Source organism: Janthinobacterium sp. 344 (assembly GCF_900112025.1).
GTDB lineage: Bacteria > Pseudomonadota > Gammaproteobacteria > Burkholderiales > Burkholderiaceae_D > Janthinobacterium.
In genome coordinates this window covers 100,847-113,867 of the sequence record NZ_FOKL01000012.1, presented here as the reverse complement: position 1 = coordinate 113,867, position 13,021 = coordinate 100,847, and the positions used below count along the sequence as shown (strand labels likewise).

Genomic DNA, 13,021 nt, shown 5'->3' with positions numbered 1-13,021 from the left:
TGTTAATCTGCAAAGATTGTAAATTTGCAGACTCCACAAACCAGGGAAGAATAAACGCGATGGCTAAGGTTTTCATGGGCGTGCGCCTGCAGCGCCTGCGCGAGGAACGGCGCATGACGCAAGTGGCGCTGGCCAAGTCCCTGGGCATTTCGCCCAGCTATTTGAACCAGATGGAGCGCAATCAGCGCCCGCTGACGGTGCCGATCCTGCTGCGCATCGGCACGGTGCTGGGCGTCGATCCGCAAATCTTTTCCGAACACGACAGCGCCAGCCTGGTGGCCGACGTGCGCGACGTGTTCGGCGAATTGCCCGACGCGCCGCCCACCTCGATGGCGGAATTGAAAATGCTGGTGGAAAACATGCCGGAACTGGCGCGCTCGATTTTGCTGCTGCAGCGGCGCTACCGCGTGATGGCGGAACGGGCTGACACTTTGGCCGCGCGCCTCGACGACGGCAGCCGCGGCGCCAGCTCGGCGGCCCCGTCCACGGACGAGGAAGTGCGCGAATACCTGAACCGGCGGCAAAATTACATCGATGAGCTGGACCGGGCGGCGGAAAGCGTGGCGGGCGAATTCGATCCCTCCCTGCGCACGCTCGATGCGCTGCAAGGCCGGCTGCTGGAGCGCCACGGCATCCAGGTGGCGCTGTCCGACGGCGACGCGGGCATGGTGCGCAAGCACCGCTACGACGCGCAACAGCACATCCTGTGGCTGCCCGACACCCTGACGGGCGGCCAGCGCGCCTTCCAGATGGCGGCGCAAATCAGCCTGCTCGAACACAGCGACTTGATCGACGCGCTGGTGCTGGCGGCGGGCTTGTCCGGCGCGGCTGCGCAAACCAGCGCGCGCCTGGCATTCTCGAACTACTTTGCCGGCGCCCTCTTGATGCCCTACCAGCGCTTTTTGCAGGCGGCGGAAACGCGCGCCTACGATATCGAGCGCCTGGCGCACCAGTTTGGCGTGGGCTTCGAGGCCGTATGCCACCGCCTGAGCACCATGCAGCGCCCCGATGCGGCGGGCTTGCCATTCTTCTTCGTGCGCGTCGACCGCGCGGGCAATGTCTCGAAGCGCCAGTCGGCCACGGATTTTCACTTTTCCCGGGTGGGCGGCACCTGCCCGCTGTGGATCGTCTACGACGCCTTCAGCCATCCGGGCCAGGTGCTCACGCAAGTGGCCAGCATGCCCGATGGCTGTACCTATCTATGGATCGCGCGCCAGGTCAGCACGGCGTCGCCGGGATTCCGCGCGCCCGGCAAGACCTTTGCCGTGGCGCTGGGCTGCGACATCTCGCAGGCGCACCGGCTGATCTATTCGAAGGGACTCGATCTGCACGACCCGTCCAGCGCCACGCCGATCGGCACGGGCTGCAAGGTGTGCGAGCGCCAAAGCTGCCCGCAGCGGGCGTTTCCCTCGCTGCTGCTGACAGTGCCGCCAGTTTCGGCTTAGGAGGCGTCGACGACGCGGGCGCGCAACGCGTCGAATTCGCGCGTAAATTCGGCGCGCCAGTCGCGCCGCGTGGATTCATCGATCCAGGCCGCATCGAGGCCATTCAACATGAAGCCGCGCATGTCGTCCAGGCCGAAACCGAACTCGCGCATCATCATCCAGGCGCCTGTCGGCGTCACGTGGTGCAGGGTCGGATCATCCGTGTTCGGATGCAGTTTCAGGCCCAGCTTGGCCATGGCGCGGATCGGGTGATCGAGGGCCCAGCGCTCGGGCGCCAGCGTGCGCAGGTAATACGAATTGGTGGGCACCACGGTAAATACCAGGCCCCGCTCCACGCAGCGCTGCGCCAATTGCGGATTGTCGACGATCGTGTAGCCATGGTCGACCCGGTCCACCTGCAATTGCTCGATGGCCGTCTCGACGTTCATCCACGGCATGCCGAATTCGCCCGCATGCGCCGTGCACTTGAAACCGGCTTCGCGCGCGGCGCGGTAGGCGTCGATGAACAGCTCGGGCGGACGGTCGTTTTCGCGGTAGTCGATGCCGATGCCGATGACTTCCGGCGCGCGGTGCGCCTTCATCCATTCCACCATCTGCACGGCTTCGGCGGGACTCGCTTCGCGGTCGATGCTGGGAATCAGGCGGCCGATCACGCCGAAATCGCGCTGCGCATCGCGAATGGCGGCGACGATGGCATCCTGCGCCGAGTCATAGCGGATGCCCGAGACGCGCACCGTGCCGGTCGGATTCCAGAAGAATTCCGCATAGCGCACGCCGTGGCCATGCGCGTCTTCCAGGTATTCATACGCCAGGCAATACAGGTCCGTGGGCGAGACGATCAGGTGCGCGTCGAGCGCGCGCAGCACGCGTAGCACGCCGACGGGCTTGTCGCCGCGCGTATAGAACGCGTCGATTTCTTCCGCGGTGACGACGTTGCCCGTCTTCGCGGCCAGGCTGCGGAAGGTTTGCTGGCGCACCGTGCCAAACAGGTGGCAATGCAGCTCCACCTTCGGCATGGCGCGTAAAAACTGTTCGATGCTCAGGGGTGACATAGACATGAAGCTCGTTTCGTGTAGGAGTGGATCAGGCGAGAATGCCGGTCAGGCGGCGCATCAGCAGCGCGATGGCGGCAGGGCCATCGGCCAGCATCGCCACCTGGGTATTGACGGGCGCGCGGCGCGACACGCGGAATTCGCACACCGTCATGCCGCGCGTCAGTTCGCCCTTCAATTCGACGGCCACGTGGGCGCTCTGGAACTGGAACAGCTGCGGCGCTTCCAGGTACAGGGCCACCACCGGGTCGTACATGGGCATGGGCACGGAGCCGTCGGCGCTGCGGATGCGCACATACGCTTCCAGGTAGCCGGCCAGACGCTGCGCGCGCGGCGTGCCGATGGCGCGCAGCTGCCGCACTTCCGCGTTTGTCACCAGCAGCTGGCGGCACAGGTTCAAGCCGAACATGCGCAGCGGGATGCCGGCCTGGAAGACCTGGGCGGCCGCTTCCGGGTCGGCGTAGATATTGAATTCCGCCGCCGCCGTATGGTTACCCTGGTCGGTCGAGCCGCCCATCAAAATAATTTCGACGATTTTCTCGGCGATGTCGGGCGCGCGGGCCAAGGCGGTCGCCAGGTTGGTCATCGGCGCAATCGCCATGATGGTGATCTGGCCGGGATGCGCCCGCACGGCGGCGATCAGCGCATCGACGGCGTGGCCGGCGGCGTCACTGGCCGCACCCGGTGGCAGGATGTCGCCTGTCGTCGGCATGCCGCTGTCGCCGAGGATGCACTGCGCCGTTTCGATGACGCCGGCCAGCGGTTCTTCGCAGCCGCGGTAGATGGGTACCGTCAAGCCGTCATGGGCCTTGATGCGCAAGGCATTGTCGTAGGTGATGTCGACGGGCGCATTGCCCGCCACCACGCTCACGCCCAGCCACTCGATATCGGGATTGCTGCCCAACAGCAGCATCGTCAGCCAGTCATCGAAACCGGGATCGGTATCGAGCCAGATTTTTTTCAGGGCTTGGTCCATGATGGTTTCCAGTCGAGGTTAGGCGGCCAGGCACAGGGCGCTGTCGGCCGGCAGCACGAACGAGACGGCCGTGCCTTCGCGCCAGGTGGCGCCGCCGGCCGCGCAGATGCCCTTGACCTGGCCCAGCGGCGTTTGCAGCAGGTATTCGACGGTGTCGCCCAGGAAGCCGCGCGCCAGCACGGTGCCCGGGTACTGGCCCGCCGCGTCGTCGGCGGCGCAGACGCGCACCTTGTCGGGGCGCCAGCCCAGCACCGTGGTGCCGGCGCTCACCGGCGCCGTGTACGGCAGGTTGGCGCCCGCGTGCCGCAGCGCACCGTCGCGGTAGTCGAACAGGTTCTCGAAGCCCATGAAGTTGGCGACGAAGCGCGTCGACGGCGTGTTGAAGACGGCTTCCGGCGCGGCCAGTTGCTCGATGCGCCCGCCGTTCATGACGACGATGCGGTCGGACAGGGCCAGCGCTTCTTCCTGGTCGTGCGTCACGTACAGCATGGTGATGCCCAGTTCGCGCTGGATGCGGCGCAGTTCGGCGCGCATCTGCACGCGCAGCTTGGCGTCCAGGTTCGACAGCGGCTCGTCGAGCAGCAGCAGGGCCGGTTCGACGACGATGGCGCGCGCCAGCGCCACGCGCTGCTGCTGGCCACCGGACATCTGCGCCGGCAAACGGGTTTCAAAACCCGTCAGGCCCACGGCGGCGATCACGGCTTCCACTTTCGTTTTCAGCAGGGCCGGCGCGACCTTGCGCAGGCGCAGGCCGAAGGCGATGTTGTCGTACACGTTCAGGTGCGGGAACAGCGCGTACGACTGGAAGACCATGCCGATATTGCGTTTATTCGGCGCCAGCTTGCCGATTTCGCGGCCATCCAGAACGATGCGGCCCGACTGCAGCGGCATCAGGCCGGCGATCGCGCGCATGGTGGTGGTCTTGCCGCAGCCGCTGGGGCCCAGCAGGGAAATCAGTTCGCCCTGCTCGACGTGCAGGTCCAGGTCCTTCACGGATGTCGTGTTCTTGGCGTAGCCGAGGTTCAGCTTGTGCAGTTCCAGATAACTCATGGTGTGTTGCCTCTTACATGTATTTAGAAATGCCCAGCACCTTCTCGGTCACCATCACGAATGCCATGGTGAACAAGACCAGCAAGGTCGACAGGGCAGCGATCGACGGGTCGAAGCTGTTTTCCATATGCCCCAGCATCTCGATCGGCAAGGTGCTGATGCCGGGCCCCGTCAGGAACAGCGAGACGGGCACCTGGTTGAACGAGGTGACGAAGGCCAGGAAGAAGGCGGCGATCACGGCGTTGCGGATATTCGGCAGCACGATCATGAAGAAGGCGCGCAGGCGCGACGCGCCCAGGGTGATGGCCGCATCCTCGATATCGACGCGCAGGTTCACCAGGCTGGCATACACCACGCGCACCGAGTACGGAATCAGCAGCGCGATGTGGCCGATCAAGAGGCCCACGTAGACGGGCGCGTTGATGGTCAGCACCAGGTGGTGCAGCAAACCCAGGCCCACGAGGATGGCGGGAATGATCAGCGGCGACGTGAGCACCTGGCGGATGGCGCCGATGCCGGGCGGCGGCATGCGCGAAAACGCATACGCGACGGGGATGCCCAGGGCCAGCGCGATGACGGTGGCGATCAGGCCGATTTCCAGGCTGGTCTGGAAGGCGCGGCGGAACTCGGGCGCCGACCACACTTCGATGATCCAGCGCAGCGAGTACGACTCGGGCGGGAAGGCCAGCGTTTCGCCGCCGGAAAAACCGGCCAGCACGACGATGGCAAATGGTCCCAGCAGGAACAGGAACACCAGCCATAAAACGGCACGTGAAAACAGGCTTTCTTTCATACGGAGCTCCGGCTCGAGGAAATACGTTTAAGGCCGGCATTCACCAGCAGGGTCATGCAGACGAGGATGACGGCGATCACATTCGCGGCGCCGAAATCGCTCTCCACGCTGACCTTCTGGTACAGCAGGGTTTCCAGCATCAGCACCTTGGTGCCGCCCAAGAGGGCCGGCGTCACGTAGGCCGTCACGCAGCCCGTAAACACCAGCGTGCCGCCGACCACCAGGCCTTCCTGCGTCAGCGGCAGGGTGACCTTGCAGAATACTTGCCATGGATTCGCGCCCAAGGTGGCGGCGGCCGGTTCCACGTCGCGCGGCAGGTTTTCCAGCGCGCCAGCCAGCGACATCAGCATCAGCGGCAGCAGCAATTGCAGCAGGCCGACAAAGACGGCGAATTCGCTGAACAGCAGGCGCAGCGGCTCTTCCGTGAAACCCATGTTGACGAGCGCCGCGTTGACGGCGCCGTTGCGGCCCAGCAAGACGATCCACGCGTAGGTCCGCGCGATCGGCGAGACCATCAGCGGCAGGATCATCATGCCCACCACCAGCCCGCGCCACTTCGGCGACACGCGCGCCACGGCTTGCGCGGCCGGATAGCCGAGCAGGATGGAAGCGAGCGTCACCAGCGCGGCGATGCGCAGGGTGCGCCAGAAAATGGTGCGGTTGAATTCCTGCGAGAAGAATTCGACGAAGCGGTCGACGCCCCACTGCATGCCGTCGCCGACGCGAAAGGCGTCGACCAGCAAGGCCAGCACGGGCAGCAGGAAGCAGACGACGATAAAGATCAGCGCCGGCAGGACCAAGAGCAGGCCCAGGCGCTTTTTTGGATCAGCAAACATGGTGTTCTCTCCTCGTCACCACTATTTGCTCATGGCCTTGTTCCACTGCGTCATCCAGTTGCTGCGTTGCTTGAGGATGGTTTCCGGCTTGACGAATTTCAGCGAATTGATCTGGTCGGCGCCATAGGTATTGAATTGCGCGGCCGCCACGGACAGGCGTACTTCCTTGTTGACGGGCGAATCGACCAGGTTGGTCGCCAGCTGCGTCTGCACTTCCTTGGACAGCCAGAAATCCATCAGCTGATAGGCCAGGTCCGCATTTTTCGAACCGGCGACGATACCCATCACGTTCATGCCGGCCGCCTGGCCTTCGGCCGGGATGCTCCATTTCAGGGGCAGGCCCGTCTTGAGCATCTGCGACCAGGTGAAACGCGCCACGGGCGCGGCCCAGATTTCATCCTGCGCGAACAGGGCCGCCAGCTGGGCGCTGTTTTTCGAGAACGTGACGACGTTGCCCTTCATGCCGACGATCTTGGCAAAACCCGTGGCGTAGTCATCCGTCTTGCCGCCCCAGGCCGCATCGGCCATGCGCAGCATCAGCGGGCCCTGCGTGGTGCTCACGTCGGGGAAGGCCACGCGGCCTTTCAGTTCCGGGCGCCACAGGTCTTTCCACGACGTCAGCGGGGCGATCTTGTCGCTGCGGTACACCAGGCCCACGGAATACAGCGTGTAGCCGACGGCGTAGTTGCCGCCGACGGGGTTTTTCGCCACGTCGTACAGCTGCTTGTAATTGCTCAGTTTGGAGTAATCCATGGGCTGGATCACGCCCTTCTGCGCCGCTTCCAGCATGCCGGAATCGGACAGCAGCACCAGGTCGATGACGGGATTCTTCGCGTGCACCACCAGCTTGGCGATGCGGTCCGCGTTATTGCCCGTTTCCACCTTGATATCGCAACCGCATTTGGCCTTGAACGGCTCGTACACATACTTCATGAACAAGGGCTGGGCAATCGGGTAGGCCGAAATGACCAGCTCGCGTTTTTCCGCGTGGGCGGCGTTGGCCAGCAAGCCTAGGCTCAACGCCAACATGAGGTGCTTTTTCAAGATGCTTCCTTTCAGGGGGCGGCGCTGCGGGACAGCGCCTGTAAAGATGAATCAGTCGTCAGAAATAATGTCGCATGCCGACAATCAAGACGCTTTGCGTCTTGCCGCCGGAAGCGCCAAAGCCGAACACGCGGGCAAACGTCGCATCGCCGGCCGCCTTCTGGTAGCTCCAGGTGATGGCGACATCGGTGCGCTTGGACAGGAAGTAATCGGCCTGGAAGTTGACCTGATGCCATTTTGGCGTCTTGTTGATCACATCATATTTACCAGTGGTATAGAAATACGATGCGCCCAGGTTCAGCGCTTCCGTCAGCTTGTGGTTCATGTTCAGATCCACGTTTTGCAGGGTCAGATTGCTTTGATCCATGTAGTGGTAGCGCACGTTGGTGTACAGCGCGCCGAACTTGGTCCTGCCCACATTATAAAAGCCTCCCGTGCCAGCGATGGCCTGGTCGTTCACGCCGGCGCCGCTGACGGCGCTCTTGTTGAAGATCAACAGGGAGCTGCCATAGTCATTGCCAATGGCGCCATTCGGCGCGTCCGGGGCATTCGGGTGATCCATCTTGGTGTAGGCAACGGCCCAGCTGAAGGCATCGACTTTGTAGCCGGCGCCCATGCTGTAGACGCGGTTGCGGTTGGAATCCTGCGGATTTTCGCTGAAACCATACAAGCCCGTGAACGACAGGTTGCTGATGTTCGGGCTGACGTACTTGACGGCGTTTTGCACGCGCAAGTTGTTGTAGCCATTGTCATTGTCGCCGATGTGCACGCCGTTACTGGCGATGACGACCGGGCCCAGCAGGTCCTTGACGGCTTCGTACTGGCGGCCCAGGGTCAACGTCCCCTTGTCGTTGCTGGACAGGCCCACGTACGACTGGCGGCCAAACAGGCGGCCGCTTTGCGCCGCCGTGCCCGTCATGACATTGAAGCCGTTTTCCAGCACGAAGATCGCCTTGGTACCGTTGCCCAGGTCTTCCTGGCCGCGGAAACCGATGCGCGGATTCTGATTCGTGCCGCTCAGCGCATGCGTGCGGCTGCCGTTACCTTCATCCGAGACATAGCCGATACCGGCCGACAGCAAGCCATACACTTGCACGCTGCTTTGCGCCTGCGCCGCCCCCTGCGACGCCAGCAAGCCACCCACTACCATCGTTCCAGTCATCCATTTGTTCATCGCCGCCGCCCTAAAAAGAATAAACCCTGAGTTTTTTTGGAATTATTTTTGATCGCTTGTGTCGCTTGCATGCTGGCCGCCGCGTGTGCCGGCGCCGCCCGGCAAGCACTTCTCTGAAAATTGTTGCTTTCAAGACAAGTTAAGACCAGTCCAGAATATGGTAAATTGCGGGATAAGAAAATTTGTTTATTTTTATAAATCCATTACTTTTTCTAATAAGCAACCCCCATGCATGAGTTGAGCAAGAAAATTTCCTTACGACATTTACAAGCGTTTTCCACCCTAGCCCGGGTAAACAGCTTCAGCAAGGCTGCACAGGAATTGTGCGTGACCCAGCCGGCCCTCAGCGCCTCGATCAAGCTGCTGGAAAATCAACTGGGGAAAAAGTTGTTTAACCGCACAACCCACCAGCTGGAACTGACACGCGAAGGCAAGCTGGCGCTCGAATATGCGACGCATTTGCTCAATACCGCGAGCAATACCTTTGCCGATATCCAGCGCGCCATCGGCAGCGGACGGCACCGCATCCGCATCGGTGCGATCCCGTCGGCCATGGCCATGACGGCGGCCGTGGTGGCGCGCTACGGCGAGCAACATGGCGACGAAGTGGAAATCGTCCTGTCGGACATGCCCAACGACGGCTTGCTGCACGCCCTGCATTCGGGCCAGCTGGACTTTTGCGTGGGCATCGAAGTACCCGGTTCCGTCTCGCTGGAAAGCGTCGGCCTGTTCGAAGATGAACTGGTGCTGGTGACGGCGCGACGCCATGCGCTGGCGCCGCTGAAGGAAGTGCGCTGGGAACAGCTGGCGGGCCAGGAAATCGTCGTGTTTACCAAGGGCAGCATCTGGGAGTTCGCCTCCAGCGCGCTGCGCCAGCATGGCTTGAGCCCGTCGAGCCTGTACCAGATGATCCACAGCGAGTCGCTGTATGGCGTGGTGCGCGCCGGCATCGCCGTGGGCATCATGCCCAGCCTGTACACGACCTTCCTCAACGACGAGGAACTGCATGTGGCGCCGCTGCGCCAGCCCACCTGCAAACGCAAGATCGCCTTGATGCGGCGCAATGAAATCAGCCGCAACCACCATGTGGACGACTGCTTTTCGGCCCTGCGGCAGGATCTGCAGCAGGTCGACCAGTGGTTTTGATTGCCACTGCCGGGGTCAGACCCCCGTTCGCGTCGACGCCTGCTCAGGCGCTGCAGGTGGAGAGGGTCTGACCCCAGCCCTTGCGATTATTGCGGTGCTTTGAGCAAATTCGCCAAGGCCACATACTGCTCCAGCCCCACCGTTTCCGGACGCAGGGTCGGGTCGATGCCGGCCGCCTTGATCTGCTCTTCCGTAAACATGCCGGCCAGGCAGTTGCGGATCACCTTGCGGCGCTGCGAGAAGGCCTTCATGACCACCGCTTCCAGCGTGGCCTGGTCGCACGCCAGGCGCTCGGCCACGGGAATCATGCGCACGATGGCCGATTCCACTTTGGGCGGCGGATCGAAGGCCGTCGGCGGCACGATGAACAGCAGCGACATGTCATAGCGCCATTGCAGCATCACGGACAAACGGCCATACGCCTTGCTGCCCGGCTCGGCCACCATGCGCTCGACGACTTCCTTTTGCAGCATGAAATGCTGGTCCTGCACCAGCGGCGCGAAGTCCGCCAGGTGGAACAGCAGGGGGCTGGAAATGTTGTACGGCAAATTGCCCACGATGCGCAGCTTCTGGCCGGCCGGCACGGGGATTTGCGCGAAATCAAACTTCAGCGCATCGCCCGAGTGGATCGTCAGCTTGGCCGGATTGAAGGTCTTTTCCAGGCGCACGATCAGGTCGCGGTCCAGCTCGACCACGTGCATCTGCTTCAGGTGGCGCAGCAGCTGCTCCGTCATGGCGCCCAGGCCGGGGCCGATCTCGACCATGGCATCGTCCGGCTGCGGTCCGATGGCGGCCGTGATGTCGTCGAGGACGAAGCGGTCATGCAGGAAGTTCTGGCCAAAGCGTTTGCGGGCAACGTGTTTCATATTCTGTTTTTCTATTCTAGAGGCGGTGTAGCGGGGTAAGACCGGTGGATATCAGGCGCGGGTGCTGGCGCGCAGCATGCCGAGCGCCGTTTGCAGCGCCTGCTCCATGCTGTGGCAATCGGCCAGGCCGAGGCCCTGCGCGGCCAGGTCCAGCGCCGTGCCGTGGTCGACCGAGGTGCGGATCAGCGGCAAACCCAGGGTGATATTGATGCCGCGCCCGAAGGTGGCGTATTTCAACACGGGCAAGCCCTGGTCGTGGTACATGGCCAGCACGCAGTCGGCGTCCGCCAGGTACTTGTGCTGGAACAAGGTGTCGGCCGGGTATGGCCCGCGCGCATCGATGCCGCGCGCTTGCGCCGCGGCGATCGCCGGCGCGATGACGTCGATTTCCTCGCGCCCCAGATACCCGCCCTCGCCCGCATGCGGGTTCAGGCCGGTAACGAGGATGCGCGGCGCGGCGATGCCGAATTTCTGTTGCAAATCGAGCTGAATGATATCCAGCGTGACGGCCAGGCTGTCCAGGGTGATGGCGGCGGACACGTCCTTCAAGGGCAGATGCGTGGTGGCCAGCGCCACGCGCAGGGTCGGTTCGCCATGGCCGGGCTCGCCGGCCAGCATCATCACCACCTGCGGCGTGCCGGTTTTTTCCGCCAGGTATTCCGTGTGGCCGGAAAAGGCCACGCCGGCGTCGTTGATCGTGCTCTTTTGCAAGGGCGCCGTGACCATGGCGCCGAACCAGCCGGCTTGAACACCTTCCACGGCCGCGTCCAGGGTGGCAAGCACGGCCCGCCCGTTTTCCTTGTCGAGCACGCCAGGGATGACGTTGTTCACGGTGGGAATATCGATCACGGCCAGGCGGCCGGGGCCGAACTGCGGCAAGCCGCTGTTGCGCACGGCTTGCAGCGACAGCGCCGCCAGGCGGATGTCCGGGTCGATCAGGCTGGCCGTCAGCGCCAGGAAGGCGGCGTCGCCCAGCAGGATACAGTTGACCTCGTCGCGCATGGCCCAGGCGGCGCGGATGGAGATTTCCGGGCCGACACCGGCCGGCTCGCCACAGGTGATGGCGATGGCGGGACGGCGTGGTGCGGGCAAATGACTCATGCGCAAACAGTCATCGGCATTACTGGTCGTCCGGGCGGAATTCGACGTAGGCGCGGTCGCGTACTTCGCGGGCCCAGTTTTCCGTCGCTTCTTCCAGCTTGCGCTCGCGCAAGGCATTGCGTGCGGCGGCGCGCTGCTTCTCTTTCGAGACGTCGTCGCTCTTGCGCTCCAGCACTTCAATCAGGTGGAAACCAAAGCTCGATTCGATCGGCTCGCTGATTTCGCCAGGTTTCAATGCATTCATCGCCGTTTCGAATTCCGGCACGGTGTCGCCCGGATACAGCCAGCCCAGGTCGCCGCCCTTGGCCGCCGAGCCGTCGTTCGAGAACAGGCGAGCCAGGTCTTCGAACTTGGCCGCCTTGTTGTCGAGGCGCTCTTTCAATTCCAGCAATTTACGCTTGGCTTCGGCAGCCGACAGGGTCGGCGTCACTTTCAGCAGGATATGGCGCGCATGCGTCTGCTGCACGGCGGCCACGGCCTGCGCCTCGGCGGCACTGCGGCGGTCCACCAGCTTGAGGATATGGAAACCCGTATTGCTCTTGATGATAGGCGTGATCTGGCCCGGCTTCAGCTTCAGCAGCTGTTCCGTGAACAGGGGCGGCAGGCGGTCGCTATTGCGCCAGCCGATATCGCCGCCGCTCAGCGCATCGCTGGCATCGGAATAGGTGGCGGCCATCTTGCCGAAATCGGCGCCCGTGCGCAACTGGCGGCTGACTTCTTCGGCGCGCGCGCGGCGCGCGGCGATCTGTTCCGGGCTGGAGTTTTCCGGGATGCGCACGAGAATCTGCGCCAGGTTCAGCTCGACCTGCTCGCTGGCGGCCGCTTTTTCCGCTTCCAGGAAGTTGTCCACTTCCGAATCGGAGATCTGGATCTTGGCATCGACTTCATGCTCGCGCAGGCGCTGCATGATGATTTCATCGCGGATCTCTTCGCGGAAGGTTGCAAACGGCGTGCCTTCCTTTTCCATCTGGTTGCGCAAGTCCTGTACCGTCATCTTTTGCTGTTCTGCAATACGGCCGATCGCGCGGTCCAGGGTCAGGTCATCGACGCGCACGCCCATTTCCTTGGCCAGCTGCATCTGCGCGCGCTCGACAATCATACGTTCCAGCAACTGGCGACGCAGGTCGGCAGGGTCGGGCATCGGGATGTTCTGCGCCTTCATGCGCTGCTCCACGCTCTTGATGCGGGCCGCGACTTCATTGCGCGTGATGACATCGTCATTGACGACGACGGCGATGGCATCGATGGTCTGGCCGCTGCTCGACGCGGGCGGCGTGAAACCCTTGACTGGCGCAGCGGCAGGTTTGGCTGCGACGGCCGGCGTGGCAGCCGCTGGCGTGGCGGCAGGCGCTGGCGCAGCCTGTTGCGCCCAGACACTACTGGCCGTGGCGCCGGAGATGGCGCACAACAAGACCGTGGCAATTTTGAGTTGGTGCATACTGGCATTACGCATAATGTGTAGAGCGCTCATGAGTTCAAGTGAATAAAAAAACCGGTTTGTGCCAGCGCCGGGGAGTCCGGCGGCGGCAACGGTGACC

General features: G+C 63.2%; 12 protein-coding genes. 2 read left to right on the top strand and 10 right to left on the bottom strand.

Features of this window, described 5'->3' with window-relative positions:
- Nucleotides 1–59: 59 nt before the first annotated feature.
- Nucleotides 60–1,445: a short-chain fatty acyl-CoA regulator family protein gene (locus BM193_RS25245; RefSeq protein WP_092802835.1), complete on the top strand. Its 1,386-nt coding sequence runs from the start codon at nt 60–62 to the stop codon at nt 1,443–1,445.
- Here the strand turns inward: BM193_RS25245 and BM193_RS25240 are convergent.
- Genes BM193_RS25240 through BM193_RS25210 form a run of 7 tightly spaced genes read right to left on the bottom strand, consistent with a single transcriptional unit; the run spans nt 1,442 to nt 8,358 of the window.
- Entirely contained in the window at nt 1,442–2,503 is a 1,062-nt protein-coding gene (locus tag BM193_RS25240; RefSeq protein WP_092802838.1) for an adenosine deaminase family protein, read from the bottom strand. The two genes, BM193_RS25245 and BM193_RS25240, sit on opposite strands and share 4 nt — an antisense overlap.
- Nucleotides 2,504–2,528: 25 nt before the next feature.
- A complete protein-coding gene (locus tag BM193_RS25235) occupies nt 2,529–3,473 on the bottom strand; it encodes a nucleoside hydrolase (RefSeq protein ID WP_254786414.1) in 945 nt (314 codons plus the stop codon).
- 18 nt (nt 3,474–3,491) lie between these two features.
- Nucleotides 3,492–4,523 (bottom strand): ABC transporter ATP-binding protein, encoded by a 1,032-nt coding sequence (locus tag BM193_RS25230; RefSeq protein WP_092802842.1) that lies wholly within the window; start codon nt 4,521–4,523, stop codon nt 3,492–3,494.
- A gap of 13 nt (nt 4,524–4,536) precedes the next feature.
- The gene (locus tag BM193_RS25225) at nt 4,537–5,316 is read right to left on the bottom strand and encodes an ABC transporter permease (RefSeq protein ID WP_092802845.1); all 780 of its coding nucleotides are present in this window, start codon (nt 5,314–5,316) and stop codon (nt 4,537–4,539) included.
- Complete coding sequence (locus tag BM193_RS25220; protein WP_092802848.1) at nt 5,313–6,152, bottom strand: ABC transporter permease; 840 nt, start codon at nt 6,150–6,152, stop codon at nt 5,313–5,315. The genes BM193_RS25225 and BM193_RS25220 overlap by 4 nt, the downstream gene beginning before the upstream one ends.
- A 21-nt stretch (nt 6,153–6,173) precedes the next feature.
- Nucleotides 6,174–7,196 (bottom strand): ABC transporter substrate-binding protein, encoded by a 1,023-nt coding sequence (locus tag BM193_RS25215; RefSeq protein WP_254786413.1) that lies wholly within the window; start codon nt 7,194–7,196, stop codon nt 6,174–6,176.
- A 58-nt stretch (nt 7,197–7,254) separates the two neighbouring features.
- The gene (locus BM193_RS25210) at nt 7,255–8,358 is read right to left on the bottom strand and encodes a porin (protein ID WP_092802851.1); all 1,104 of its coding nucleotides are present in this window, start codon (nt 8,356–8,358) and stop codon (nt 7,255–7,257) included.
- Nucleotides 8,359–8,598: 240 nt separating this feature from the next.
- On the opposite strand from BM193_RS25210, the gene BM193_RS25205 reads away from it, so the two are divergent.
- A complete protein-coding gene (locus tag BM193_RS25205; protein WP_092802855.1) occupies nt 8,599–9,516 on the top strand; it encodes a LysR family transcriptional regulator in 918 nt (305 codons plus the stop codon).
- An 86-nt stretch (nt 9,517–9,602) separates the two neighbouring features.
- Here the strand turns inward: BM193_RS25205 and rsmA are convergent, their stop codons facing one another.
- The 3 genes from rsmA to BM193_RS25190 are packed head-to-tail and all read right to left on the bottom strand — an operon-like array spanning nt 9,603 to nt 12,921.
- Nucleotides 9,603–10,382, bottom strand: coding sequence for a 16S rRNA (adenine(1518)-N(6)/adenine(1519)-N(6))-dimethyltransferase RsmA (gene rsmA / locus BM193_RS25200; protein WP_092802858.1), 780 nt, complete (start codon nt 10,380–10,382; stop codon nt 9,603–9,605).
- Between the two features lie 51 nt (nt 10,383–10,433).
- Nucleotides 10,434–11,483 (bottom strand): 4-hydroxythreonine-4-phosphate dehydrogenase PdxA, encoded by a 1,050-nt coding sequence (gene pdxA / locus BM193_RS25195; RefSeq protein WP_092802861.1) that lies wholly within the window; start codon nt 11,481–11,483, stop codon nt 10,434–10,436.
- A 19-nt stretch (nt 11,484–11,502) separates the two neighbouring features.
- The gene (locus BM193_RS25190; RefSeq protein ID WP_254786412.1) at nt 11,503–12,921 is read right to left on the bottom strand and encodes a peptidylprolyl isomerase; all 1,419 of its coding nucleotides are present in this window, start codon (nt 12,919–12,921) and stop codon (nt 11,503–11,505) included.
- Nucleotides 12,922–13,021: the final 100 nt, after the last annotated feature.